Annotated in this window: 21 protein-coding genes; 12 read left to right on the forward strand and 9 right to left on the reverse strand. The window is 59.1% G+C overall.

Going from position 1 to position 24,543, the window contains the following annotated elements; genetic code table 11:
• Positions 1 to 727: 727 nt before the first annotated feature.
• Both ABJZ52_RS00115 and ABJZ52_RS00120 read left to right on the forward strand, forming a co-directional pair.
• Entirely contained in the window at positions 728 to 1,849 is a 1,122-nt protein-coding gene (locus ABJZ52_RS00115; protein ID WP_348185103.1) for an ATP-dependent RecD-like DNA helicase, read from the forward strand.
• 145 nt (positions 1,850 to 1,994) lie between these two features.
• Entirely contained in the window at positions 1,995 to 2,354 is a 360-nt protein-coding gene (locus tag ABJZ52_RS00120) for a VOC family protein (protein WP_348185101.1), read from the forward strand.
• A gap of 81 nt (positions 2,355 to 2,435) precedes the next feature.
• Here the strand turns inward: ABJZ52_RS00120 and ABJZ52_RS00125 are convergent, their stop codons facing one another.
• From ABJZ52_RS00125 to ABJZ52_RS00135, 3 genes are all read right to left on the reverse strand, one after another.
• Entirely contained in the window at positions 2,436 to 3,224 is a 789-nt protein-coding gene (locus ABJZ52_RS00125) for a methyltransferase domain-containing protein (RefSeq protein WP_348185099.1), read from the reverse strand.
• A gap of 247 nt (positions 3,225 to 3,471) precedes the next feature.
• The gene (locus ABJZ52_RS00130) at positions 3,472 to 4,416 is read right to left on the reverse strand and encodes a glutathione S-transferase family protein (protein ID WP_348208333.1); all 945 of its coding nucleotides are present in this window, start codon (positions 4,414 to 4,416) and stop codon (positions 3,472 to 3,474) included.
• A 110-nt stretch (positions 4,417 to 4,526) separates the two neighbouring features.
• Positions 4,527 to 5,612 carry a hypothetical protein gene (locus tag ABJZ52_RS00135; RefSeq protein WP_348185095.1) on the reverse strand — a complete coding sequence of 362 codons (1,086 nt, stop codon included), beginning with the start codon at positions 5,610 to 5,612 and terminating at the stop codon, positions 4,527 to 4,529.
• 221 nt (positions 5,613 to 5,833) lie between these two features.
• On the opposite strand from ABJZ52_RS00135, the gene ABJZ52_RS00140 reads away from it, so the two are divergent.
• From ABJZ52_RS00140 to ABJZ52_RS00150, 3 genes are all read left to right on the forward strand, one after another.
• Entirely contained in the window at positions 5,834 to 8,290 is a 2,457-nt protein-coding gene (locus ABJZ52_RS00140) for a Tex family protein (RefSeq protein WP_348185093.1), read from the forward strand.
• Between the two features lie 248 nt (positions 8,291 to 8,538).
• On the forward strand, positions 8,539 to 9,471 hold the full coding sequence (locus ABJZ52_RS00145; RefSeq protein WP_348185091.1) for a fatty acid desaturase: 933 nt from the start codon (positions 8,539 to 8,541) through the stop codon (positions 9,469 to 9,471).
• Between the two features lie 4 nt (positions 9,472 to 9,475).
• Positions 9,476 to 10,309, forward strand: coding sequence for a PhnD/SsuA/transferrin family substrate-binding protein (locus ABJZ52_RS00150; protein WP_348185089.1), 834 nt, complete (start codon positions 9,476 to 9,478; stop codon positions 10,307 to 10,309).
• 6 nt (positions 10,310 to 10,315) lie between these two features.
• Here ABJZ52_RS00150 and ABJZ52_RS00155 read toward each other — a convergent pair whose 3' ends face one another.
• Positions 10,316 to 10,441: a hypothetical protein gene (locus ABJZ52_RS00155; RefSeq protein ID WP_274611774.1), complete on the reverse strand. Its 126-nt coding sequence runs from the start codon at positions 10,439 to 10,441 to the stop codon at positions 10,316 to 10,318.
• 158 nt (positions 10,442 to 10,599) lie between these two features.
• Here ABJZ52_RS00155 and ABJZ52_RS00160 point away from each other — a divergent pair, with 158 nt between their 5' ends.
• Together ABJZ52_RS00160 and ABJZ52_RS00165 are read left to right on the forward strand one after the other, a co-directional pair.
• The gene (locus ABJZ52_RS00160) at positions 10,600 to 11,511 is read left to right on the forward strand and encodes a LysR family transcriptional regulator (protein ID WP_348185087.1); all 912 of its coding nucleotides are present in this window, start codon (positions 10,600 to 10,602) and stop codon (positions 11,509 to 11,511) included.
• Between the two features lie 72 nt (positions 11,512 to 11,583).
• Positions 11,584 to 12,630: an ABC transporter ATP-binding protein gene (locus tag ABJZ52_RS00165; protein WP_348185085.1), complete on the forward strand. Its 1,047-nt coding sequence runs from the start codon at positions 11,584 to 11,586 to the stop codon at positions 12,628 to 12,630.
• Positions 12,631 to 12,637: 7 nt separating this feature from the next.
• Here ABJZ52_RS00165 and ABJZ52_RS00170 read toward each other — a convergent pair whose 3' ends face one another.
• Both ABJZ52_RS00170 and ABJZ52_RS00175 read right to left on the reverse strand, forming a co-directional pair.
• On the reverse strand, positions 12,638 to 14,338 hold the full coding sequence (locus tag ABJZ52_RS00170; RefSeq protein WP_348185083.1) for an iron ABC transporter permease: 1,701 nt from the start codon (positions 14,336 to 14,338) through the stop codon (positions 12,638 to 12,640).
• A gap of 179 nt (positions 14,339 to 14,517) precedes the next feature.
• On the reverse strand, positions 14,518 to 15,471 hold the full coding sequence (locus tag ABJZ52_RS00175) for an ABC transporter substrate-binding protein (protein WP_348185105.1): 954 nt from the start codon (positions 15,469 to 15,471) through the stop codon (positions 14,518 to 14,520).
• Positions 15,472 to 15,819: 348 nt separating this feature from the next.
• Between ABJZ52_RS00175 and gndA the strand changes: the two genes are divergently transcribed.
• Positions 15,820 to 17,253, forward strand: coding sequence for an NADP-dependent phosphogluconate dehydrogenase (gndA, locus tag ABJZ52_RS00180; protein ID WP_348185081.1), 1,434 nt, complete (start codon positions 15,820 to 15,822; stop codon positions 17,251 to 17,253).
• 273 nt (positions 17,254 to 17,526) lie between these two features.
• Entirely contained in the window at positions 17,527 to 18,489 is a 963-nt protein-coding gene (locus ABJZ52_RS00185) for an MYG1 family protein (protein ID WP_348185079.1), read from the forward strand.
• A 79-nt stretch (positions 18,490 to 18,568) separates the two neighbouring features.
• Here ABJZ52_RS00185 and ABJZ52_RS00190 read toward each other — a convergent pair whose 3' ends face one another.
• From ABJZ52_RS00190 to ABJZ52_RS00200, 3 genes are all read right to left on the reverse strand, one after another.
• Complete coding sequence (locus ABJZ52_RS00190; protein WP_348185077.1) at positions 18,569 to 19,387, reverse strand: sugar phosphate isomerase/epimerase family protein; 819 nt, start codon at positions 19,385 to 19,387, stop codon at positions 18,569 to 18,571.
• A gap of 110 nt (positions 19,388 to 19,497) precedes the next feature.
• Complete coding sequence (locus ABJZ52_RS00195; RefSeq protein ID WP_348185075.1) at positions 19,498 to 20,460, reverse strand: glyoxylate/hydroxypyruvate reductase A; 963 nt, start codon at positions 20,458 to 20,460, stop codon at positions 19,498 to 19,500.
• Positions 20,457 to 20,870, reverse strand: coding sequence for a VOC family protein (locus ABJZ52_RS00200; RefSeq protein WP_348185073.1), 414 nt, complete (start codon positions 20,868 to 20,870; stop codon positions 20,457 to 20,459). Before ABJZ52_RS00200 ends, ABJZ52_RS00195 begins: the two co-directional genes overlap by 4 nt.
• Before the next feature lie 672 nt (positions 20,871 to 21,542).
• Here ABJZ52_RS00200 and ABJZ52_RS00205 point away from each other — a divergent pair.
• The 3 genes from ABJZ52_RS00205 to ABJZ52_RS00215 all read left to right on the forward strand — a co-directional run bounded on the left by ABJZ52_RS00205 (position 21,543) and on the right by ABJZ52_RS00215 (position 24,541).
• A complete protein-coding gene (locus tag ABJZ52_RS00205) occupies positions 21,543 to 22,538 on the forward strand; it encodes an ABC transporter substrate-binding protein (protein ID WP_348185071.1) in 996 nt (331 codons plus the stop codon).
• Between the two features lie 94 nt (positions 22,539 to 22,632).
• Positions 22,633 to 23,517, forward strand: a complete 885-nt coding sequence (locus ABJZ52_RS00210; RefSeq protein WP_348185069.1) for a proline/glycine betaine ABC transporter permease — start codon at positions 22,633 to 22,635, stop codon at positions 23,515 to 23,517.
• A complete protein-coding gene (locus ABJZ52_RS00215; RefSeq protein WP_348185067.1) occupies positions 23,510 to 24,541 on the forward strand; it encodes a glycine betaine/L-proline ABC transporter ATP-binding protein in 1,032 nt (343 codons plus the stop codon). The genes ABJZ52_RS00210 and ABJZ52_RS00215 overlap by 8 nt, the downstream gene beginning before the upstream one ends.
• Positions 24,542 to 24,543 lie beyond the last annotated feature (2 nt).

Consider the following 24,543-nt stretch of genomic DNA (forward strand, 5'->3'; position numbering starts at 1 on the left):
GAACTCGGCCCCGTGATGGCAGGAACACCATGGATGATACGACAGGTTCCGAGGGTGAGGATAAGTTTCGGCTAGTCATAGGCTGTGGCTGTGTTTTCAATGCCTTGAGAGGGGCCTGTCCCCATCCGGATGTGGGATAAGGTCTTGGCACGCACGCCCTGCCTTCCCAGCGCGCGTCCTGGAAGACGCGGCGAACGCGACCCGGTCGCGCCAAACTCTCGACCGTCATCCCCGCCCTGTGCGGGGATCCATTGGTGCCCGAAACGCTGAGATCAAAGCAGAGAACGCGGCGATTTCCAGCTCACTCACAAGCACTCAACTGATGGTCAAGTGGATTGGATCCCCGCACAGGGCGGGGATGACCATCGGTGGTTCGAGAGATGTATCGTGGACAGCCTGTTGTTCACTCCGGCCCGCCGCACCCACTGCCGTCATTGCAGGGCCTGATCCTGCAATCCATGCCGTTCCAGCTCCCCAAATCGAAGTGGTTCTGCGTGGCATGGTCACGGCATGGATGCCATGGTCGAGCCATGGCATGACGGAGGGGATGAGGGGCTCTCCTTTGGCGGCTGCGTCATATCGGGTGTGGGTAGGGCATGGCTACATCACTCGCCCGGCCTTCCTTGCGCAGGTAGGGAGCCAGTAAACGCGGATGCGTATTCGCCGTAGCCACTTGTGGCAAATCACGTTATGCACGGGATCATCAGAACGAAACGGGAAACACTGCATGGCCTGGTCGCCGGAACAGGAAAAGGCGTTGAGTGAAACAGCTGCCTGGCTGAAGCGCGGGGACCGGCAGGTTTTCCGTCTGTTCGGTTTTGCCGGTACGGGCAAGACGACGCTTGCGCGGCATTTGGCGGAGGGCATTGACGGGGACGTTTGCTTCGGCGCTTTCACTGGCAAGGCGGCGCATGTGCTTCGGCAAAAGGGCTGCGAGGACGCAGGCACCCTCCATTCCATGATCTACCGGCCGCGCTCCTCGAAAGAGGAAGAAGAGACGGACGATGATACGGATGACGTGGGGCCGCAGTTTGCGATCAAGCGGGACAGTGCGGCGGCGAGTGCCAAGCTGATTGTCATCGATGAGTGTTCCATGGTGGACGAGGACCTAGGCAAGGACCTCCTGTCCTTTGGAACGCCGGTTCTGGTGCTGGGCGATCCGGCGCAGCTGCCGCCGGTCAAGGGCGGTGGCTATTTCACTGAAGCCGAACCTGACGTGATGCTGACCGAAGTGCATCGACAGGCGCAGGACAACCCCATTGTGCGCATGTCCATGGATATTCGCGAGGGTGGAAAGCTGGACTATGGCGAGTATGGCGAAAGCCGCGTCATTCACAGACGGGACATCGACAAGGAACAAATCTTGGGCGCGGATCAGGTTCTGGTTGGCACCAACAAGACGCGGCGGCTTTACAACGGCCGGATCCGCGAATTGAAGGAATTCTCGACGCCGATGCCGGCAGTTGGCGACAAGCTTGTCTGCTTGCGCAACGACAAGACCAAGGGGCTGCTCAACGGCGGACTGTGGTCGGTCAAGCGTTTGCGCCCGCCACGTGGCAACACCCTTCGCTTTGACGTGGTGCCTGAAGACGAAGCGGGAAAGACAACCGTCAAGGTGCGCGTGCTTCCGGCCATGTTTGAAGATGGCGCGGAAGCCATTCCCTATGCAATTCGGCGCAAGGCGGATGAGTTCGACTATGGCTACGCACTGACCGTGCACAAGGCGCAGGGCTCACAGTGGGACGACGTGGTGCTCTTTGATGAAAGCTGGGCTTTCCGCGAGCACAAGGACCGCTGGCTTTACACGGCGGTGACCCGTGCCGCCGAACGCATCACAGTTGTGCGTTAAACTGCGATTATATTGATGCGGGCCGTCACGGGCCACATCAGCCATGCCGCCTGTCAAACAGAAAGCCGGCGTGGTTTTTCGGGTGCAAGCGACCCGGCAGTCCGGCAATATCGTCTGGCCAGCCTGACACCGAAGGGGACGTTTAATGCCGCTGAACCGAATAACGCTTTATGTACGAGACGTTGAAGAAAGCGCACGGTTTTACGCCAGGCACTTCGGCTTTGAGGTCTTGCATGAAGAGGGCGACCGGATCGTTGAACTGACACATCCGGACGGCGGAGCCAGCTTGATGCTGCACCCGGCGGCCAAGTCCCAGAAGATGGGGCAAGTGCTGGTGAAGCTGGTCTTCGATGTCGAAGACGTCCCCGCCTTTTGCGATGCCCGGGCGAATGCGGGGCTCAGTTTTGGTTCACTGCACAAGGGGGAAGGCTATGTCTTTGCCAATGCTAAAGACCCGGACAAGAATTCCATTTCGGTTTCCAGCCGAGCCTTTCGCAAACGGTAGGTGCGCGCAGGCAGACAAATCAGGGCAAGGATCACGGACGGTATGGCCGTCGATCTGTCCGCCATACCGCCAGTCGTTTGTTTACTGCGGTTTGCGCGCCCGGATCTGGAGGAAGATCGGAACGCTTCTGGTATCCTCAACGTTGGGGAAACGTGCCGCAGTTTCGCTGTCTGCAGACGGCTCGTTCATTTCTTCAATGTGGAAGCCGGCCTGGCACAGGTCGTTGATCCAGCTAGACAGTGCTCGATGAAACCGAGGCACATGAAAGAACTCGTCCTTGCCTTGAATGTCTTCGGGCGCCGAACCAAACTTCCAGGTCTCCACGTCACCGTTTGTTTCGCGAAAGTAATCACCAACCATGCGCCCGTAAGCGAGGCCGTCTTCTCCTCTCAGAGTTTTTGTCAGCGGAGGGACAAAGCAGGGATGGAGTATGGAGAACTGAAGAAATCCACCAGGTTTCAGAACCCGGTAAGCCTCTGTGATGGCCTTGTCCGGTTGTGGCACGTCCATCAAGCTCATAAAGGCGGTTGCGAAGTCGTAGCTACCTCCAGCTTCTTCCAGACACGTTGCGTCACCGATCCGATATGAGATGCCGAGAGGGTCCGCGTCTTCGCTTTGCTGGGCGTAGCGGATGAATGTTGGCGCTATGTCAACGCCGTGCATTTTGGCGTTCAGTGCAGCCAGTTTTCTTGTGTTGCCACCTTCCCCACAGCCGATATCGATCCCTTTCAGGCCGGCGACGGGTGGTAATATTTTCAAGAATTCAGGTGTGTTGAGGGCATCGCGGTAATGGTCGTACCCGGCACGGGCCAGTTTGGTCCATGTTTCGGCGTTGCCCTCCCAAAAGCGGGCGACTTCAGTGGAATCCATGGTTTCGTCCTTTTTTAGAAAGAAGGACGTGGAGAGCTACCAGTTGCGGGAGGCAGTTTCACCAAAATATATCGGGATGCCTCGATCAGTCTTCAGGTGCTGGAAGGACCTTTCCGCCACAACTTCGCGGTTCGAAGTTGTGACGGAAAATGCATTGGCTGCAGGTGAGAATGGCGTGGCCACGAGAACGAGACAACGCACGTCCCGACGGCTCACCCGAAACCTGGTTCAACCAGCCAGCTGATCCTTAAACGGCTGTCACCCGGTAGCCCAGACGCGGGAAGTGGACATGAAGATCACCGCATTCGGGGTCGGTGCGATGGATTGTGACCGTGTCCGCGCTGGCGCCGACAATGGTGCCCTCGACCGGCTGCTCGCCGCCATCCACGTCCGGTGAAATCACCACGGCCATGCCCTTTTCGAGGCCCTGAGGGTCGTTGGTGATCACTGCATCGATTACCTTGGGAGTGGAGGTTTTAGCGCGCTCATTGGCCTCTTCGGCGGAGAGTTCGCCCATGGTGCCGTGACCGAGGTCTGTCACGTTCTTCTCCCAGCGTTCCAGATCCGGAAATTCTGCAAGAACGGCAGGCCCGCCAGCAAAACGGCCGCGCAGGAACCAGATTACGTGGAAGAACTGTGCGTCGATGGCGCCGGGTGCATCGCCTGTCAGGAAGGCCCGTCCGTCCGACAGCTGGCCGTTCAGCCAGGACAGCTGGGCCCGCATTTGGGCGACCAGATGCGGCAGGTCTGCATTGGCAGCCTTCAGGCCTTCAGCCCAATCGGCGCCAAGATAAAGCCTTCCGCGGTCTTGCGCAAAATCAGCTGGCAGGGCGTCGCCTGCGGACCCGAGCACGATCTTGACCACGAGGTCGAACAAGGCGCCATCCGTCCAGCGGCTCAGGGACCACATCAGCCCGGCATCACTGGCCGGGAAGAAGGACGGGGAAGGGTGCCGGTTCTCGATTTCGCGCAGGATGGCATGGCTGTCACAATAGATGTCTGCGCCGATCTGCATCACCGGGGTGCGTCGATAGCCGCCGGTCAGCTTGATGAGCATTGGCTTGGGCGGCAGGCGAGGGATCTCGACCGAGGCCCATGGCAGCTTCTTGATACCCAGCCCGACCCGTACCTTTTCGGCAACGGGTGACTGCGGGTAGTTGTGCAGAATGATTTCGTTTGCGAGATCGGTCATCGGATCCTCCGGGAAATTTGATCACAGTGTTGGTACCGCGACCGGACGCAAACGTCATACGAAAAAGGATGCTCAAGGTTCGAAACTGCGCGGGCAGCACGCCGGATGTTTCAGTATCCGAAGGTGACCGGGTCGTCGCGTTGCTCCGGTCTGAATTTGAGAAGTGGCTCTGGAATGCGGGATGCAAGCGGATCCATGTGCTTTTGCAGGTAGTAACCTGCAGCAACGGTGGCGAAACCTATGGCTGTGAGGACGAGCGCCAAGGTCAGATCGTCTTCATGGACATCGAACCGCCAGATGATGACTGTCAAAATACCCATTGCACCGAACCCGATCCCGGAGGGCCGTCTGAGAAAGACAGACAGTGCAATGGCGAGGAGGCATGTGGCCAGGAAAATCCACTTGACCGGGTCACTGCCTTCGCTGAACAGGATCCCGAGACCAGCCGACAGAGGCAGCATGCCCAATTTGTTGAGCCAGAAACCGTGGTTCGCCGGGGCCTTGAGATCCATCCACCAGCCTGCAAGGTAGATTAGAAGGCCGAAGGAAATCAGGTGCCATTGAGAGATCACCTGCAAACCATGCGGATCATAGAAGGCTCGAACCGCAATCTCCTGCGTCAGCGCTATGATTGCGAGAATGACAAGGCACCAGGCGGGCAGAAAGGCGAAGCGCTGCAGGACAAACAGGCCGCTTGCCAGAAGAATGAGGGAGGGCGCGACTGCGGATCCCAGGATCCAGGTCAGCAGGTCTTGTTGGTACAGCGGAACGACGTTCTCTTCGGGTGCCTTGTACTCGCTGGAATAGTCGAAGAAGTACTTGTAATCGTCACTGCCGGTTTGCAGTGTGATGTAGGCGAGTGTCAGGCAGAGGGCGAAGCCGGTCGCAAGGATTGCGCACAGAAGCTTCGACTTTTCGCGCTTTTCCAGAATGAGTGAAAGCCCGAGGAATACGACGGCGTAGATGGCAAATAGGGTCGCGAGTAGGGCCTCGGAGATCTCGGCCGCTTCCATGGAGAGTGCGACCAAGCCCATGATGACGATACCTGCCCCACCGACCCAGAGTATTGTCGTGAAATCGAGCTTGAAGCCGGTTTCTTCCGTTGAGGGGGGCGGTATCAATGCGGCGATTGCATCCCGCTGCGCAGTCTCGATGATCCCCTTTTGGACAGCAATGTCCAAGACCTTCGTATCCATGAGGCTCCCCAGCAGCTCGAAAATGAAGGACGCGTTCTGCGAGTGCGCAGGACAGGCTCACGTTTGCAGAGAATAGTGCCGGTTGCAAGTTGGCGGTAGGCCCACCAGCGATGATGTGATGGCGACCACCTGTTCTGGGGATCTCGTGTCTTGGTCCCTTTATCGCTTCGTCTTCGGGCTCTATCTTCGCTTGCCCTCAAGCGTGATGGAAAAGTACCGATATGTCCGAATTCCCTGATCTGTCCCCGTCTGCCGCCGATGGCAAGAAGTCCGCCGGTCTGCCGACCGATGTGGCGATCCGCATCGCCCGGCGCATTGCTGATGAAATCGCCTGCAAGCCGGATCAGGTCAGTGCCACGGTGGCCATGCTGGACGAAGGGTCAACGGTTCCCTTTATCGCGCGCTACCGAAAGGAAGCGACCGGCGGCCTGGACGACACCCAGCTTCGGAAGCTCGAAGAGCGGTTGATCTATCTGCGGGAACTGGAAGATCGGCGCACCGCCATCGTCAAGTCCATCGATGAACAGGGCAAGCTGACTGATGACCTGGCGAAAGGCATCGCGCTTGCCGAGACCAAGTCTGCCCTGGAAGATCTTTATCTGCCCTTCAAGAAGAAGCGACGGACCAAGGCCCAGATCGCGCGGGAAGCGGGACTTGAGCCGCTTGCAGACCTGCTGCTCGATGACCCGATGAAAAACCCTGAAGCGGAAGCTGTTTCCTATGTCGATGACGACAAGGGGGTTGCGGATGTGAAAGCCGCCCTTGATGGGGCACGCCAGATCTTGATGGAGCGCTTTGCCGAAAATGCCGGGCTTGTTGGCCAGCTGCGGCGCCATATGAACGACAAGGGCGTCGTTACCTCCAAGCTGATCGACGGTCAGGCCGAAAAAGGCGCGAAGTTTGCCGACTATTTCGACTATTCCGAGCCCCTGTCGAAGATCCCGAGCCACCGGGCGCTCGCACTCTTCAGAGGGCGAAACGAAGGCATTCTGTCGGTTGATCTGACCGTGGATGCCGACGATGTCTCGCCGGTCAAGCCGGCCGAGAAGCTGGTTGCGAACACCTATGGGATCGCTGATCAGGGGCGACCGGGTGACAAGTGGCTGATGGATGTGGCGCGCTGGGCCTGGAAGGTGAAGCTGGCGTTGCATCTGGAGCTCGATCTCATGGGCGTCTTGCGCGACAAGGCCGAGGAAGAGGCGATCCAGGTCTTCGCCCGCAACCTGAAGGACCTTCTTCTGGCCGCACCTGCCGGGGCAAAGTCAACGCTGGCGCTCGATCCGGGCATCCGCACCGGCGTCAAGGTTGCGGTTGTCGACGAGACGGGCAAGCTGATCGACACGGCGACGATCTATCCATTCCAGCCGCGCAATGATGTCTCCGGTTCACGGGCAACGCTGATGGCGTTGATCGCCAAGCACAAGGTCGGCCTTATCGCCATCGGCAACGGCACGGCGAGCCGGGAAACAGACCGGCTGACGGCGGATGTTCTGGGCGATATCCCGCCAGCCAGCCGACCGGTCAAAGTGATCGTGAACGAGGCGGGGGCCTCGGTCTATTCGGCATCTGAACTGGCGGCAAAGGAAATGCCAGATGTGGATGTCAGCCTGCGTGGTGCGGCCTCCATCGGTCGCCGCCTGCAGGATCCGCTTGCGGAGCTGGTGAAGATCGAACCCAAGTCAATTGGCGTCGGCCAGTACCAACACGACGTCAACCAGACCAAACTGGCTCGTGCGCTTGATGCGGTGGTCGAGGATGCGGTGAATGCGGTGGGCGTGGATCTCAACACAGCGTCGCCCGCCCTGCTGACCCGGATTTCGGGTCTGTCGGACAGTCTGGCTCGGGCGGTGGTGGATCACCGTGACAGCATCGGTAAGTTTACCAGCCGCAAGCAGCTGAAAGATGTGCCGCGGCTTGGCGCCAAGGCGTTCGAGCTGTGCGCCGGGTTCTTGCGCATTACCGGCGGAGCCGATCCGCTGGATGCCTCATCGGTTCACCCGGAAGCCTATCCGCTTGCCAAGCGCATCGTGAAGGCGTGTGGTCGCGATCTCCATGAGATCATGGGCAACAGCGGGCTTTTGCAGGGGCTCGATCCGAAGGACTTCACGGACGAGCGCTTCGGTCTGCCGACGGTGCGCGATATCCTGTCGGAGCTGGAGAAGCCGGGTCGTGATCCGCGTCCGGAGTTCAAGACCGCTGCTCTCCAGGATGGCGTCGAGGAGATTTCCGATCTGAAGCCGGGCATGAAGCTGGAAGGCACGGTGACCAATGTCACCAACTTTGGTGCGTTCGTTGATGTCGGGGTGCATCAGGACGGGCTGGTGCATGTCTCGCAGTTGGCAGACAAGTTCGTCGATGACCCGCACAAGATCGTCAAGGCTGGCGACATCGTGAAGGTGACGGTCCTTGAAGTGGATGTGAAGCGCAAGCGCATCTCCATGACAATGAAATCGGCCGCAGACTATCAGGGCCAGAAAGAGCGTCAGGCCGATCGAGGTCGGGATGACCGGGGCGGCGGTCAAGGACGTGGCCCGCGTCCGGGTGGCGGCAAGCCGGGAGGCCGGGGGCCTGGCGGCAACCGTTCAGGGGGCGGTGGCGCTCCACGCGGAGACGGTGCTGGTGGTAACAACGCCATGGCCGCAGCGTTGGCTGCCGCGATGAATAAGGGCAAGAAATAGACGTTCAAATGAGGCATGGCTGTGCAGCCCCGGGATAGACACAGATTTCCGGGGCTGACGGCCATGACACTGAGGCGTTTTTGGTGATCAAATAGCGCCTTATTGCAGCTGTGGGGATATTTGTCCGCAGTTGATGATAAAAATCACCTTATGTCAGATTTGTTCATAAGTCTCTCGTTGTCTTGCGCAGAGCGATCTGGCACCTCATCGCCTGGAAGCTGATTTTTTAGACTTTCCAAGGAGATGGGGTGCTGCAGTCGAGGGTTTGCGAGTGGCCGACGCTTGCGTTGATTATTGTGGTCCATGGGGTCTGGCTGACTGTTCTGTCGCTTGAGACCGGATTGGGACTGGCTGTGAGCCTCGCCATCGCGGCGGTCATGGTGACCCTTCACAGCTCGCTGCAGCATGAAGTGTTGCATGGGCACCCGACCCGCAATGCCTGGATCAACGAGGCGCTGGTGTATCTGCCGCTGGGCGTGTTCGTCCCCTATCGCCGTTTCAAGACATTGCACCTGCGCCATCACAACAATGACCGGCTGACAGATCCCTATGATGACCCGGAGAGCTTTTACTATGCCTGGTCGGATTGGCAGGGTCTGCCGAGATCTTTGCGATGGATCCTGTCGGTCAACAATACGTTGCTCGGGCGCCTGACCATCGGACCACTGGTGTCCATGGTTGGCTTTTGGGGCTCGGAGGCGAAGGGACTTCTCGCCAATGAACCGGGCGTTCGCAATGCCTGGGGACATCATTTGATCGGACTTGTTCCGGTGATTGTGCTGGTGACGCAGGTGGGCGGTCTTGATTTCTGGGTCTACGCGCTTGTGGTCGCCTATCCGGCGATGAGCCTCTTGATGCTGCGAACCTTTGCCGAGCACAGGGCACACGAGGCCCCGGAAGGCCGCTCGGTGATTGTCGAGTTCTGCCCGGTGTTCTCGCTGCTCTTCCTCAACAACAATCTTCACCTGGTGCATCACGCTCATCCCCGGGTGTCGTGGTACCAGTTGCCGACGCTTTACCGCAGCCGGCGCGAGGAATGGCAAAAACGCAATGACGGCTACGTCTACCCCAGCTACCTTGCGCTTGTGCGTCAGTATTTTCTGACACCCAAGGAGCCGGTGCCGCATCCACTGATCGGTGTTCAGGATGCCGACAGCAAGGCTGTGAACAGGGACGCATGAATTGATGCTGGATCAGCCGCGATACAAGCCAATCGCCTTGCCGATGTATGACTGGCCGGAAGTCCGAACGGAGACTGAGGTTCTTGAATGTGAATTGAGTCGTGCGATCTTCAGGACGCTGGACATCCGCCCGGCCGATATCTGGAACTGGCGTCCGGATCAGGACGAATTGCCAACGCGCTGGGGCAATCCTGGCCTCTTGCTCTCCCAGACTTGCGGCTATCCGCTGGTGACGTTCCTTGAAGGCAAGGTCGAACCTGTGTTGACCCCGCATTACGATGCCGAGGGCTGCGACGGGCCATTGTACAGCAGTCATATCCTGGTGTGGGCCGATAGTGGATTTGACCGGCTCGAGGATCTTGCGGGCAAGCGCGCAGCCTTCAACAGCCGGGACAGCCAGTCCGGTTACAATGCCTTTCGCCATTGCGTCGCGCAGATCGCCGGCGGCAAGGTCTTTTTCGGTCAGACCCTGGAGACCGGGGGGCATCTGAAATCGATGGAGGCCGTCGCTGCCGGGAATGCGGATGTCTGTTGCACCGACGCTGTGTGTCTGGATCTGGTGCGCCGTGTCCGGCCGGAACTCTTCAGCTCGCTCAAGGCCATTGGCCGTAGTCGGCAGGTTCCGGGCTTGCCGCTGGTGACAGCAGCAGGTCATTCTTGCAGCGTGATTGAGAGCATCCGCGCAGCCGCTGTGTCTGTCTTCGAGGGGCGCGAGACGCAAAAAAGCCGCAAACGCCTTGGCATTCGCGGCTTTAGTGTCTTGTCGGCTGCTGATTATCGGCCCCTGATCGAGATGCGGCTGGAAGCCGAAGGTCTCGGATATCCGGAGCTTGTCTAGCCGGGATTACTTGCGGCCTTTACGAGCCTGGCCAGCGCGCAGTGTCTGGTTCATTTGACCGAGCTGAGCTGCGGAGTGGCCGGAGACAACGCCCATCAGGGTCGTGCCGAGGATCTGAGTCAGATATGTCATGGCATTTCCAATCCCAAGTTGGTTTTTTACAACGCGGTCCTCGATCACGATGTTGCCGGGCCGCTTGAGCCTCATATGCGCCTTGAAGGGGTTTCAATCAAACGAATTGTTTTTATATATTGGTTCAATAAAATTGAACTGAACGCAGGGGCGACTTGATGGAAGCGACACCCAACCCGGGCACAACACTGATCGACATGGAGCTTTACAGGACGTTTCTGGTGATCGCGGAGACGTCGAGCTTCACCAAAGCTGCCGAACTGGTCGGCCGGACTCCGTCCGCCGTGTCGATGCAGATCAAGAAACTCGAGGGAATTCTTGGGGTTTCGGTCTTCGTTCGAGAAGGCCGCAGCGTGCGGCTGAGCATGGAGGGCGAGGCGCTCCTCGGTTATGCCCGCCGGATCATGATGCTGAACGAGGAAGCCGTGGGCCTGTTCCTCTCGCCGAACGTCGAGGGGGAGGTGCGCTTCGGCGCGCCGTCGGATTTCGGAACGCGGTTCCTGCCGACATTCCTTTCGCGCTTTGCCCGTACCCACCCCGGCGTCAATGTGGATGTGCATCTGGACGGCAGCCCGGATCTGAACAGGGAGCTGAAGAGTGGCGATCTGGACCTCGTCCTTTTCACCGCGCGGCCGGACAGCGAGTTTGCCAAGGGCGGCGAGATCGTCTTCACCGAACCACTGGTCTGGGCCGGCCTTGAAAATGGTGTTGCCTACGAGCGCGATCCCCTGCCTCTGGCGGTGGCGACATCAGGCTGTCCATGGCGGCGGGCGGCCCGAATTGCGTTGGACAGCGTGGAAAAACCGTACCGGATTTCCTACACCAGCGTTCACAGCGCGGGGCAGGAAGCAGCCCTGCTTGCGGATCTTGCCATTGCGCCGTTTCCGGCAAGCGTGGTCGAGCACCCCTTGCAGGTTCTGGACGAACGCCATGATCTTCCGGAGATCGGCAACTACCACATTATCATGCAGCGGCGCCCGAGAGCGGGCAAGGCGACCCGCGCCTTCGCCGAGCACGTCATCGAGTGTTTCCGCGAGATGTCGCATGGCATGAGCGGGCAGGCTGCGTGATGAGGAGCACAAAGTGTCGGCTGGGCCCGGGAGCGTAATTCGCCTGTCACAGTTGCGGCGTAAAGCGCCGTCATGACAATGCGCCTTTCTTCCGTCCGGAAAACCTTCGGATCCCACGCCGCCCTTGATGATGTGTCCCTTGAGATCGATACCGGCGATTTCTTCGTCGTTCTCGGTCCGTCCGGCTGCGGAAAATCGACGCTTCTGCGCGCGATTGCCGGGCTTGAGCCGATCGACAGTGGCGACATTCACCTGGCCGGCACGCAGGTGGCGGGCAAGGGGCTGCATCAGCCTCCCGAAGCACGCAATGTGGGCGTGGTGTTTCAGTCCTATGCACTATGGCCGCATATGAGTGTGCGCCAGAACGTCGCCTTTCCGCTGGAAACGGCTAAGCGCGCCGGGACTTATGTGACGGCCCGGACGAACAATTGCCTCGAGACGGTCGAGCTGACGGCCTTCGCGGATCGCAAACCGGCGGATCTTTCCGGTGGGCAGCGGCAGCGTGTGGCGCTGGCCCGTTGTCTGGCGCAGGGCGCGAAGACCGTGCTTATGGATGAGCCACTGGCGAACCTCGACCCGCATCTGCGCAGTGCCATGGAAGAGGAGCTGGCCGAGTTTCACAAGAAGAGCGGGTCAACGACCCTGTTCATCACCCATGATCAGCGCGAAGCCATGGCGCTTGCCGACAAGGTCGCGCTGATGTGGGATGGCAAGGTGCTTCAGGCAGACACGCCCGAGGGGCTTTATGACCGGCCGGTGAACGAACGGGTGGCGGGCTTCATTGGCCGCAGCACGATCCTGTCCGGCGAAATTCTCGCCGTACGCGGCGAACGTGCGCTGGTTTCCCTGGCGGGTCACGCGGTTGAAATTCCCTGCCCGCCGGACACGGAAATCGGCATGGCCCGGATCATCGTCCGGCCGGAACACGTGCGCACGACAGGTGAAGACCGGGAGCTGGAAACGGTCGTTGACCGCGTCACCTATCGCGGTGGCTTCTGGGAAGCCAATGTGCGGCTCGACGGACAGGAACAGGCGGTTCTGGTCAATCTCCCGCACAAGGCAGCAGTTGGCGACAGTCTGGCGATTTCCATAGACGGCGGCTGGGTGCTGCCAGGATGATGCTCTCCTAGCTGCGCCAGGGGATGGTTCCGGTCGGGACTTTCTTGGTCAGTGCGTTCATCGCCACCATGATGACGATGGTTGCCAGGACGACCACGACCGACATGGCAGCTGCCAGCGTGGTGTAGCCGCCGTCTTCGTAGTTGAAGATGGTGGTGCCGATGGTCTCGTTTCCGGTCGACCACAAGAGGGCCGAGACAGTGACCTCATTGTAGGCGGTCAGGAAAACGAGGATCCCGCCCGATGCTGCGGCGGGGGCGACGAGCGGTGCGAAGATCTTGCGTATCCGACGGCCGAAACCCGCACCCGAGACCCTGGCTGCATCTTCAAGGCTCATGTCCATCTGCAGGAAGGCGGCGACGACCGGCTTGAGGCCTACGGCGACAAAGCAGGAGACATAGGCGATCAGGATGATCCAAAGCGTGCCGTAAAGAGAGATGTTGATGATCGGCAAGGGCCTGATGAACGCCAGGATAAAAGCGATCGACATCACCAGACCGGGGACGGCGAAAGCGATCTCTGCCTGCGATCCGGCGATCCCTGCCAGCGCCCGCTGCCCTGCCTTGCGGCTGACGAGAAAGTAGCCAAGAAGAATCGAAAGACCGGCAATCACCACTGCGGCAAGTGTGGCAATGCCCGTGGAATTGGCGAAGGCCCGAAGTGTTACCGATTGGCGCCACAGGACTTCGGCGAAGTTGCTCAAGGTCAGTGTTTCGAGCGACAGATCCAAACCGTAGGTTTTGACCAGCGAGGTGGCCAGCAGGGAGGCCGCCGGCAACAACAGCACCGAGGCAACAAACAGCCAGAGCATTGCTTCGACTGGGAGGCGGTGCTTGCCAAGGGCAATGTCGAGCGGTGCCTGGGGTAGACCAACCAGGGCCGAGCGCATGCGCTTTTGCAGGACCGTCTGGATGATGATGGCGACCAGGGCGACCAGTGCGAGGATGACAGAGATGATCGCCACATTGGGAAGAACGTCCGGACCGAAACTTGCGAGCCGCCGCCAGACCAGCACCGGCAGCGTTGTGTAGCGGGCGGGAATGCCGATGAGGGCGTTGATGCCGAAGTTGCCGAGTGCGGCCACAAAGGCGAGGGCAAAGCCTGCCATCAGCGCGGGAGACAGCAACGGCAGCGTGATCTTGATCAGCATGCGCGTGCCGCCCGAACCGCTGACACGCGCAGCGTCGGACAGCTCGCGCGGGAAGGATCTGAGCGCAGCGCGCACCAGAAGAAACACCAGCGGACTGTGCTGCAGGGTCAGGAGCAGAACCAGGCCCTCTCTGGAATAAAGCGGGTGATCGGAACCGAGCTCCGGTGCGATGGAGAGCCAGCGCAGCACAGGGCTTGCCGGACCAAGTGCCTGGATCCAGGCGATGGCCGTCACATGGGGCGGGATCATCATCGGTAACAGGATCAAAAAGACCAGAAGCCCTTTGGCGCGAACATCTGTAAGGCCGATAACGAGGGCCAGCGCGGTGCCGAGAATGGTCGCGAAGAGCGCCGATAGGGCACTGCTTTCCAGTGAATGCCAGAGCGCTCGGAGGACGGACCGGCTCTGCAGGGCCTCGAGAAGGGGCGCAATGTTCAAATTGCCTTCTGTCGTCAGGCCGATCTTGAACAGGAGCAACAGGGGCAGGCCGCAGATCGCCGTGATCGCGAGGACGAGAAACACGAGGGTCAGGCGGTCTGTGCGGAAGATGGCGAGCATGAAACGGCGATCAGAAGCGTGGGTGACGAGGTTTGGTCAGGGGCGTCTTTGGGGTCGGCGAACCAGGGTCAGCAGCCGGTTATGGCACTTTGCATCCAGGTTTCCCAAGCCAGGCCTCAGAAAACGGACAGCGGCGCAGGATTTGTCCCGCGCCGCCGGCTCAAGGTTTGAAGGGCCGATTAGCCGCCGAAGATCTCGGTGAACTTCATCTTGTTGGCTGTGTCGGATTCCAGCGCTGCAGCGGGATCAAAGTCCATCAACTTGATGTCTTCACGTGCCGGGAAGCCTTCAGGACCAGCAACAGCCGGGTGTGCCGGGAGGTAACCCTGGGACGAGGCCAGCTTCTGGCCTTCTTCGGAGATCAGGAAGTCAACGAAAGCCTTGGCAGCGTCCGGGTTCTGGGCGGTGGAAAGGATCGCGACTGGCTCGGTGACGGCGGAAACACCTTCTTCGGGGAACACGAACTCAACCGGAGCGCCTTCCAGCTTGTTGCGGATCGGCAGGAAGTCAACGACGAAGCCGTAGAGCTTCTCACCGCCGGCAACAGCCTTGTAGGTGCCGCCGTTGCCACCCTTCGGGTTGGCGCCCTGGTCAGCCAGGCCTTCGTAGTATGCCCAGCCGAGGTCCGGGTTGGACGTCAAAGCGGCCATGTGGATCGTCGCAGCACCGGATGTCAGCGGCGACGGCATGGCGATCTTGCCCTTTGCGTCGGCTTCCAGCAGATCCTTGTAGGAGGTCGGCTTGATCGGCGCATTGGTGTTGTAAACGATGCCGGTGGTGATCAGCTTCGTGGAGAAATAGGTCTTGTCGTCGTCCATGATCGCAGGGTCATAGGCGGAAACGTCAGCACCTTCATGCGCCATCAGGCGGCCTTCTGCCTTCAGGCCTTCCATGGTGACCATGTCGGCGATGAGGAGAAGGTCAGGCTTGGGAGCGCCAGCTTCGAATTCAGCGCGCAGCTTTGCCATGATCTTGGTGGTGCCGTCACGGACCCACTCGACTTCAACGCCCGGGTTTGCGGCGGAAAATGCATCGACGGTCGCCTGCGCGTCCTTGTTCGGCTGGGAGGTGTAGAGCACCAGCTTGCCGGAGACGTCGGCTGCGAAGGAATGGCCGGTGGCAGCTGCAAGCATCGTGGCTGCAATGAGAAGCTTTTTCATGATGAGGATCCTCGTAGAATACGTGTCGCAGGGGGGGATGCGACTGGGAGGCGCTCTAGCAGGCTTTCATGACAGTTTAAGTAAGGCGTCCTCGGATCCTGGCGTTAAAATAAGCTGGCTAACCTTCCAAGTTCAGTCTCTGGTTGAAGTTTGACGTGTGTCATTTTCGGTCGATATTCGACAGTGTGACTGACGACTGGCCCTGGAAAACGCAAAAGAACGCCCAAGTTTGGATTAGGCAATTGCCGGAATGCGGTCGCATGGGCTATCACTCCGCAACCAATAAATTCCCAAACGAAACTATAGTGAAAGGAAGCACCCATGGCCGAAGCAGTTACGGGCTCAGCCGAAATCGGATTGATCGGGCTGGGCACGATGGGTGGCAACCTGGCGCTGAACATTGCGGAAAACGGCTTTTCAATTGCCGTCTTCAACCGCACGGCGGACAAGGTCGACAGCTTTCATGCCTCTGCCGGTGCTCTTGCCGACAAGATTGTTCCGACAAAGACGCTGAAAGACTTCGTCGCAGCCATCAAGAGCCCGCGTGCGATCATCCTGATGGTCCCGGCCGGTGATGCCGTGGATGCACAGATTGCTGCCCTGCGTCCGCTGCTGGATCCGCAGGACCTGATCATCGACGCAGGCAACGCCAACTATCACGACACCAATCGTCGGGACGAAGAAGCAAAAGCGGCTGGCGCTCGCTTCATGGGCATTGGTGTCTCCGGTGGTGAAGAAGGCGCTCGCTTCGGCCCGTCGATCATGGCCGGTGGCCCGGCTGATGGCTGGGACCAGGTCGGTCATGTGCTTGAGGCAATCTCCGCAAAGCATGGCGATGTGCCCTGTGCCGCGCATCTGGGCGAAGCTGGCGCAGGCCACCTGGTCAAGACCGTTCACAACGGCATCGAATATGCCGACATGCAGATGATCGCGGAAGTCTATGGCGTCATGCGCGATGGTTTCGGCATGACGTCTGCCGAGATCGCGGAAGTCTTCGAAGACTGGAATGGTGGCATTCTGCAGTCCTACCTGATCGAAATTTCCGGCAAGGTTGCCCGCGCGACAGATCCGGAGACGGGCCGTCCGATGCTGGACATCATTCTCGACAAGGCCGGCCAGAAGGGCACGGGCCGCTGGACGGCGATTGAAGCTTTGATGCTGGGCACACCGGCAAGCGCCATCGAGGCAGCTGTTGCCGCGCGCAATCTGTCCGCTCGTCTGGAAGAACGTAAAAAGGGCGAGGCGGTGTTTGGCGCCGCGCCTCAGGCTTCCGACAAGGCCGTGATCGCAACCCAGATGCTGGAAGCCGCGCTCGTGGCCGGCAAGATCATTTGCTACGCGCAGGGCTTCGGCCTGATCCTCGAAGCGGCCAAGCAATATGGTTGGGCCATGCCTTTGCCGGAAATCGCCAAGATCTGGCGTGAAGGCTGCATCATCCGCTCAGCCATGTTGAACGATATGGCCGATGCGTTGGCGGAAGATCCGTCCCGCAACCTGATGCTTGCACCTTTCTTCTCGGCCAAGCTGGGCGAGACCCATGACGCTCTGCGCAAGGTCGTCGCCGAGGGCGCACTGAAAGGCCTGCCGGTTCCGGCGCTTTCCGCTGCACTGTCCTACTTCGACATCATGCGCACGGAACGCTCGACTGCGAACATGCTCCAGGGCCAGCGCGACTTCTTCGGCGCTCACGGTTTTGAGCGCACCGACAAGGACGGATCCGGCTACCACGGGCCATGGGCCATGAACGCCAGCTGAGCTGGCTAGGGGGCCATGAACGCCAGCTCAGCTGGCCGGGTCCCAAGAATGCCAGCCAAGCTGGCATCGGTCGCAATGAACAAACTCAAAAGGAAAGGCCGGAGCGATCCGGCCTTTTCGCGTTTAAAAAACGGTCAAACGGCGTTGGACTTAACTTAACTTGAACTGAGATGTTGATCTGTGGACCATTCGCTGTGAAAAGGCCCGTGAATTCTTACGCAAACGACTGCATGATCGCCTTTTGACCTGACAGCCCGCCCGGAGCCGCGCCACATGACCATCTCTCACCTTGTCACCCATTCGGGCGGCTTCCATGCGGACGAAATGCTGTCCTCTGTCGTGCTGACAAGGCTCTTTCCCGATGCGAAGCTGACGCGGACGCGGGACCGTCAGTGGATCACGCCTGCGGCGGACAAGATCATCTATGATGTCGGCGGTGCCTATGACGGGGAAGCGCAGATCTTTGACCATCACCAGAGGCCTGGCCCGCTGCGCGAAGATGAGCAGCCCTTCAGTTCCTTCGGCTTGATCTGGAAACACTATGGTCGCGCCTATCTGGCGGCGATGGATGTGCCCGAGCAGGATATTGAGGACATTCATGGCTCGTTTGATGAAAAATTCGTGCTGCCGATCGATCTTCTCGACAATGGCGCGATGGATCCGTCGGTAGCGGGGCCGCTGTCGGCCCTCACTTTGCCGTCTCTTCTGGGCAGCCTGAAACCTGTCTTTGATGATGCGTCGCCCACCGCGGATGATGACGGGTTCTTCGCAGCTCTGCCAATTGCACGCAGTTTTGTTGAGGCCTTTATCGGCAACCTTGCTGCAAAGTATCGTGCCCAGACCATTGTGCTGGATGCGATTGCAAAGGCCGGTGCGTCACCGATCCTCGAGCTGCCCATGGGCATGCCATTTCGCTCCGCGCTGGATAAGGCGGAGGCCGACCACATTCTCTTCATGGTCAATCCGCGCGGTGATGACTGGGCGCTCAACGGCATCAAACTGTCGAGCGACACCTTTGATCAGCGGGCGGACCTGCCTGCTGCATGGGCGGGTCTGACAGATGCAGCTTTGGAAGAAGCATGCGGCGTCAAGGGCGCGAAGTTCTGCCACAACGCCCGCTTCATCGCGGTCGCCGACTCCCGCGACGCGATCCTCAAGATGGCCGAGCTTGCGGTGAAGGAAGTTCAGCAAGCCTCAAGCGACAGCCTGTCGAGCGTTGCCGGGCCGAACAGCTGATCGCCGATTAAGAAAGTCTCGGTCCCCCGGGCGCTTCATTCCGTGCCCGGGAGCCAAGCCAGGTCCAACAACTCCGGTCTTACTGCCCCAGGCCCATTGCCTTCATATTCGCAATGGAGGCCGGGAGGCCGGAATGGTCGCGCAGTTCGATGATCAGCCGGGGCTGGCTGTCGAGTTTGCCAAGCGCTGCGAAGACGGCGGGCCAGCGGATGGTGCCTTCGCCCAGCGTCCAGTGCCGATCGGCGTAACCGTCCGCATCCTGCAGGTGAATGTGACGGAGGCGGTTACCGGCAGCCTTGACGTAATAGTCGACGGGCGGTGCGCCGGTGCTGCCATGGGCGTAATGGGCATGGCCTGTGTCGATCGAAACGGCGACGGCCCTGGAGTTGAAGCTGTCGGCGAGTTTCACCCGGGCATGAGGATCCTTGTCCTCGATATTCTCGATGACCAGCTCGCAGCCAATGTCTTCAGCACGCTTTACGGCGTCGGCCATGGACAGATGGCAAAGTTCTGTCATGCGATCGCGGCCGCCGTCGTAGTTGTCGAGGTTGTTGTAATCCCAGGTCGAGAAGGGGCTGTGCACGACCATGTGGGTTGCGCCAAGTGCTTCGCAGACATCCAGGCCCTGGGCGAGCCGGCGCTTGACGATTTCCCGCACATCGGGATCCGCCGCGTCGACCTTGAAGCCCCAGAATGGCCCATGAATGCCAAGGCGGCCTTCATGGCCGTCAAGAACCGTCCTGGCTCGCTCAACGATCGAAGCCCAGTCACTGTTCAAGACATTCGCGTCAACAAAGTCCTGCAGCTCCAGATCGCGCGGCTTTTCCAGCATCACATCGCGAAGGGTCTGGAAAGAGGTCAGGTTCAGCGCGGCGCCGAGAATGGGAAGATCGGTCATTATGTCAGCCTGTCAGTGAAGGTGGCCGCGTAATCGCGGCCTCGGCGATGTCATAGACAGACTGTTTGACAGAGCCGCGACACTGGCGGCTCCGGCTTGCTTGTTTCTGCTCAGTATCCCCGGCTGCGGTCAACGCTTTCGGGGATCGTGCCGTTCTTCATGTATTCCGCGATGTTTCCGGCCACGATCCTTGACGCTGTTGATTGTGTGGTCGGGGCTGAAATGTGCGGCAGGACGGTGACGGAGGGATGGTCCCAGTAACGGTGGACGTCGGGCAGAGGCTCGCTCGCAAAGACATCAAGCACTGCATGATCGATATGCCCTTCGTCCAAGGCCTCGAGCAAGGCGTTGTCGTCAATAATCGGGCCTCGGGCAAAGTTGATCAGGCTCGCACCAGCGGGCATTGATGCCAGCGCCTTTGCATCCAACATTCCTTTTGTGTCCGGTGTCAGGGGCATCAGCAGTACAGTGATGTCGGCCTTGGAGAGGGCTGTCTTGAAGCCGTCGGCGCCGGAATGTGTCTCGATGCCGTCGATCTGTTTCGCGCTTCTGCTCCAGCCGCAGACGTTGAACCCGTTGGCCTTAAGGCGCAGCGCGGCAGTCTTGCCCAGATTGCCGAGGCCCAGGATCGTGACTGTACGTTCCGACGGTAGCTTGAGTGTGTGCTCCTGCCAGGTCTTCTGGATCTGCTGCCGTGCATAACGTGGCATGTCCCGGTGGAGATACAGCGTCCAGGCGAGGACGGCCTCGGACATTGTTGCTGCCATCTGCGGGTCGACGAGGCGGACAATTTCTGGGCCATCTTTGGGGAGTTCGCTGCTCAAACGCTCGACACCAGCCCAAAGACTGTGAACCCATTTGAGATTGGGAAGCTTCAACAGTTCTGCAGGATCCGGATTGGCGACAATTGCGACTTCGGCGGCCTTTCTTTCTTCAGGCGTAAGGTCGCCAAGCAGTTTGACCTGCGCGTCAGAGGCGAGGGCTTTGTTCAGCGTCTCGAGCCAGCCCTGCAGTTCTTCGGCCGGTGCTCTGGCGACGAGTGGCAGGATGCGATGCGGTTTCCGGGTACTCATGCTGCGAAAATCCCGCTGGTGTCGGCGAAGCCCTTGACCTCAATCGGGTTGCCGGAGAGGTCGTGGAAGAACATGGTGCTTTGCTCGCCGGGCTGGCCCTGAAAGCGGACCGTCGGTTCGAGGATGAAATCCAGTTTCGCCGCGGTCAGCTTGTCCGCAAGCTTTTTCCAGGTTGGCATGTCCAGCACCACACCGAGGTGGGGCATGGGAACCATGTGGTCCCCGACCTTGCCCGTGTTGGCGGTTTTGAATGGCTCGCCAAGATGAAGAGAAAGCTGGTGCCCAAAGAAGTCGAAGTCAACCCAGGTTTCGGTGCTTCGCCCCTCCTTGCAACCCAGAAGATCGCCATAGAACGCGCGGGCCTGGGCCAGATCGGTGACGTGATAGGCAAGGTGAAAGCAGGAAGGCATCGGGTCTCGTTTTCTTGGGGGGGGAGGGGAAAGGAAGGGAAGCGGAAGGAGCAGTGCGGGGAAGGAAGGACATTTCTGCTTCGCACTTATACCCATTGAGCGCGAATGTTCAGGAAAACCTTCCCGGTGTCGCCTGGAAAATCTGTGCCTGACCCAGGGAGCGCGCGCAGGCTGCAGGCCGACCCTGATGGGAGGCTTGTCGAATTTGCGATATTACTCGTGAAAATATTTCTGATTTGCCATCGCGAGAATCACCGTCCGACAAATTAACGGCATAGAAATGACGCGTTCGCGCAGGAACCTGTCGCAAATGCGCCGTCAATTGAATGATCCTTGCAAGAGAGCTTGAATATGACTTCCAACTGTTGTGTCTCGGGGTTCATAGTGTAAAGTAGCTCTCGATCAGATCCTGTTTGAAGTGAGAAAATATTTCTCCGTTCCTTGGGCTGCGCCTACAGGGATGCGCAGGATTAGTGTCAGATATAAGTGGAATAATGCGTCGAATTGTATCCAAAACTGAATATCGAAAACAGTTTGTGGATCTCCGCGTGACTGCCCGCTTTATTACCAAATCTGCGAAAATGATTTCTGACGCTGAAAACTACTCTCCGAGTGTTTTCGTCTCGTCTTTTCTTCCATCATCTAACAGACAGACTGCAGTGGAGTAATCACATGAAGAAGTTGTTTGTATCGGTCGCTGCCGCGACCCTTTGCATGGGCGCGTCTTCAGCAATGGCTGCTGAAGAATGCGGTACCGTAACCGTCGCTGAAATGAACTGGGCGTCTGCCGGTGCCATCGCACACATCGACAAGATCATTCTTGAAGAAGGTTACGGCTGCGAAGTTGAGCTGGTCAGCGGTGACACCATGCCGACCTTCACCTCCATGAACGAGAAGTCCGAGCCTGACATGGCACCGGAGCTCTGGATCAACGCCGTACGTGAGCCGCTCGACAAGGCTGTTGCGGCTGGTGACCTGATCATCGGCGGTGAAATCCTGAATGAAGGTGGTGTCGAAGGCTGGTGGGTTCCGACCTACATTGCAGAAGAGCATGGCATCACGACAGTGGCCGAAGCTCTGAAGCATCCCGAGCTGTTCCCGGGCGCTGAAGACGACAGCAAAGGCGCATTCTTCAACTGCCCGTCAGGCTGGAACTGCCAGATCACGACCGGCAACCTGTTCAAGGCCTTTGGCGGTGAAGACGCCGGCTTCGAGCTTGTTGATACAGGTTCTGCTGCTGGTCTCGACGGTTCCATCGCTCGTGCATTCGAGCGCAAGGAAGGCTGGCTCGGGTACTACTGGGCGCCTACCGCGATCCTGGGCAAGTACGACATGACGCTGCTCGATTTCGAAGTGCCGCACGACAAGGCCGAATGGGACAGCTGCACGGTTCTTACCGAATGTGCCGAGCCGAAGAAGAACTCCTGGGTTGCCTCGGAAGTCTACACGGTCGTCACTGACGACTTTGCAGAAAAGGCCGGTGTTGCCATGGATTACGTCAAGGGCCGCAGCTGGGACAACCGCACCGCGGGCAAGGTTCTGGCATGGATGACCGACAACCAGGCAACCAACGAAGATGGTGCTTTCTACTTCCTGGAAAACCACTCCGACGTTTGGGAAAAGTGGGTGTCTCCTGAAGTTGCAGAGAAGGTCAAGTCTGCTCTCTAAGAAGCTATTTTGAAAATATGCTCTTCAAATAGCCCGGAGCCCGCGTTCCGCGCGGGCTCCCATCAGGAACCTCCAGGATACCAGGAAAACGAACATGGACTGGGTCGAGTTTCCATCCCTTGGCCGCCGCGACCTTCGCGACTTGCGATTGGCCGTGGATGGTAGTTTCAAAGAATTCACACGTGCCTATGGCGAAACGCTGGAAAGCATCTTCGAGCCACTCAAGACCTTTCTGGTCGCGCTTGAAAGCCTGCTGATCACCTCGCCCTGGCCGCTTGTCCTGCTTGCCCTGCTGGCGATCGTCTTTGTGATGAGCCGCAGCGTCAAGATCACTGTCGGGTCGATGATCGCGCTTCTGCTGATCGGATACTTCGGCATGTGGGAAGATACCATGCGCACCATTGCCATGGTTGCTGTCTGTACACTGGTTGCGATTGTGTGCGGCATTCCCATCGGCATCTTGATGGCGCGCTCCGATCGTGTTCAGGCTCTGATCAATCCGGTCCTCGACCTGATGCAGACCATGCCGAGCTTCGTCTATCTGATCCCTGTTGTGATGATCTTCGGTCTGGGCAAGGTCCCCGGCGTTATCGCCGTTGTGATCTATGCGATCCCACCGATGATCCGACTGACCAATCTGGGTATCCGCCTTGTTGATACGGATGTTCTGGAAGCGGCCGACGCTTTCGGGTCTTCTGCCTGGCAGAAGCTGACGAATGTCCAGTTGCCACTGGCCTTGCCGACGATCATGGCCGGGATCAACCAGTGCATCATGATGTCGCTCGCCATGGTCGTGGTTGCCTCCATGATCGGCGTGAAAGGTCTGGGTCAACCGGTCCTTCAGGCGATTAACAACCAGTACTTCACCATGGGTGTCATGAACGGACTGGCCATCGTTGCCATTGCGATCATCTTTGACCGTGCGACCCAAGCTTATGGCAAACGCCTTCAGAAACACTCGGAGGTCGTTCATGGCTGAGGCAACCGGCATTGAGATCCGCAACCTTTACAAGATCTTCGGACCCGACGGAGCGTCGATGGTCGAGAAGGTCAAGGCGGGCATGTCCAAGACGGAGCTGAACGAGGAGTTCAATCACGTTCTTGGTCTGAACAACATCAACATCTCCATGCCCGGCGGCAAGATTCAGGTGGTGATGGGTCTTTCGGGGTCGGGAAAGTCGACCTTGATCCGACACATCAACCGTCTGATCGACCCGACGGCCGGCGAGGTGCTCTACGGTGAAGAGGACGTCTGCAAGATGTCTTCAGGCGAACTGCGCCAGTTCCGCCGTCACAAGACCGCGATGGTGTTCCAGAAGTTCGCGCTTCTGCCGCACCGGACGGTGATGAAGAACACGGTCTATGGTCTCGAGATCCAGGGTGTGGGTGCCAAGGAAGCGGAAGCGCGCGCGTCACGCTGGATCGCCAGGGTCGGACTGGAGGGTTTCGAGGACTACTATCCGAACCAGCTGTCCGGCGGCATGCAGCAGCGTGTTGGTCTTGCGCGAGCCCTGACGAACGATGCGGACATTCTGTTGATGGATGAGGCGTTCTCCGCGCTTGACCCATTGATCCGCATGGACATGCAGTCGGTTCTGCTCGACCTTCAGGAAGAGCTGCACAAGACGATCGTCTTCATCACCCACGATCTGGATGAAGCACTGCGCTTGGGAGACAGGATCGCGATCCTGCGCGACGGCGCGGTCATCCAGCAGGGCACCGGCCAGGACATCGTCCTGAATCCGGCGGATGAATACATCTCGAGCTTCGTCAAGGAAGTGAACCGGGGTCGGGTCATCATCGTCGACACCGTCATGGACCGTGCCAGCAAGATTGAAGGCGGACTGACCATACCGGCCGGCGTCATGTTGGAAGAGGCAGCCAAGAGCTTTGCCGATTCCGGAGAGAGCAAGGCGAACGTGGTGGACACGTCGGGAATGCCGGTTGGCCTTCTGACGGTTCAGGACACCATTACCGCCATGGTGACACCAGCCTCGCACTAAGG

The organism is Roseibium sp., assembly GCF_039982295.1.
In the GTDB taxonomy this organism is placed as follows: Bacteria; Pseudomonadota; Alphaproteobacteria; order Rhizobiales; family Stappiaceae; genus Roseibium.

Excerpts from the sequence above, each read along its gene's own strand:
- ABJZ52_RS00175 (WP_348185105.1), bottom strand. The coding sequence starts at position 15,471 with ATGCTTGCAGCTGCCACCGGCCATTCCTTCGCAGCCGACGTCTCCGGC.
- ABJZ52_RS00155 (WP_274611774.1), bottom strand. The coding sequence starts at position 10,441 with ATGACATATCTGACTCAGATCCTCGGCACGACCCTGATGGGCGTTGTC.
- ABJZ52_RS00150 (WP_348185089.1), top strand. The coding sequence starts at position 9,476 with ATGCTGGATCAGCCGCGATACAAGCCAATCGCCTTGCCGATGTATGAC.
- ABJZ52_RS00215 (WP_348185067.1), top strand. The coding sequence starts at position 23,510 with ATGGCTGAGGCAACCGGCATTGAGATCCGCAACCTTTACAAGATCTTC.
- ABJZ52_RS00140 (WP_348185093.1), top strand. The coding sequence starts at position 5,834 with ATGTCCGAATTCCCTGATCTGTCCCCGTCTGCCGCCGATGGCAAGAAG.
- ABJZ52_RS00160 (WP_348185087.1), top strand. The coding sequence starts at position 10,600 with ATGGAAGCGACACCCAACCCGGGCACAACACTGATCGACATGGAGCTT.
- ABJZ52_RS00165 (WP_348185085.1), top strand. The coding sequence starts at position 11,584 with ATGACAATGCGCCTTTCTTCCGTCCGGAAAACCTTCGGATCCCACGCC.
- ABJZ52_RS00130 (WP_348208333.1), bottom strand. The coding sequence starts at position 4,416 with ATGACCGATCTCGCAAACGAAATCATTCTGCACAACTACCCGCAGTCA.
- ABJZ52_RS00120 (WP_348185101.1), top strand. The coding sequence starts at position 1,995 with ATGCCGCTGAACCGAATAACGCTTTATGTACGAGACGTTGAAGAAAGC.
- ABJZ52_RS00135 (WP_348185095.1), bottom strand. The coding sequence starts at position 5,612 with ATGGATACGAAGGTCTTGGACATTGCTGTCCAAAAGGGGATCATCGAG.
- ABJZ52_RS00115 (WP_348185103.1), top strand. The coding sequence starts at position 728 with ATGGCCTGGTCGCCGGAACAGGAAAAGGCGTTGAGTGAAACAGCTGCC.
- ABJZ52_RS00185 (WP_348185079.1), top strand. The coding sequence starts at position 17,527 with ATGACCATCTCTCACCTTGTCACCCATTCGGGCGGCTTCCATGCGGAC.
- ABJZ52_RS00210 (WP_348185069.1), top strand. The coding sequence starts at position 22,633 with ATGGACTGGGTCGAGTTTCCATCCCTTGGCCGCCGCGACCTTCGCGAC.
- ABJZ52_RS00195 (WP_348185075.1), bottom strand. The coding sequence starts at position 20,460 with ATGAGTACCCGGAAACCGCATCGCATCCTGCCACTCGTCGCCAGAGCA.
- ABJZ52_RS00170 (WP_348185083.1), bottom strand. The coding sequence starts at position 14,338 with ATGCTCGCCATCTTCCGCACAGACCGCCTGACCCTCGTGTTTCTCGTC.
- ABJZ52_RS00205 (WP_348185071.1), top strand. The coding sequence starts at position 21,543 with ATGAAGAAGTTGTTTGTATCGGTCGCTGCCGCGACCCTTTGCATGGGC.
- ABJZ52_RS00190 (WP_348185077.1), bottom strand. The coding sequence starts at position 19,387 with ATGACCGATCTTCCCATTCTCGGCGCCGCGCTGAACCTGACCTCTTTC.
- ABJZ52_RS00125 (WP_348185099.1), bottom strand. The coding sequence starts at position 3,224 with ATGGATTCCACTGAAGTCGCCCGCTTTTGGGAGGGCAACGCCGAAACA.
- ABJZ52_RS00200 (WP_348185073.1), bottom strand. The coding sequence starts at position 20,870 with ATGCCTTCCTGCTTTCACCTTGCCTATCACGTCACCGATCTGGCCCAG.
- gndA (WP_348185081.1), top strand. The coding sequence starts at position 15,820 with ATGGCCGAAGCAGTTACGGGCTCAGCCGAAATCGGATTGATCGGGCTG.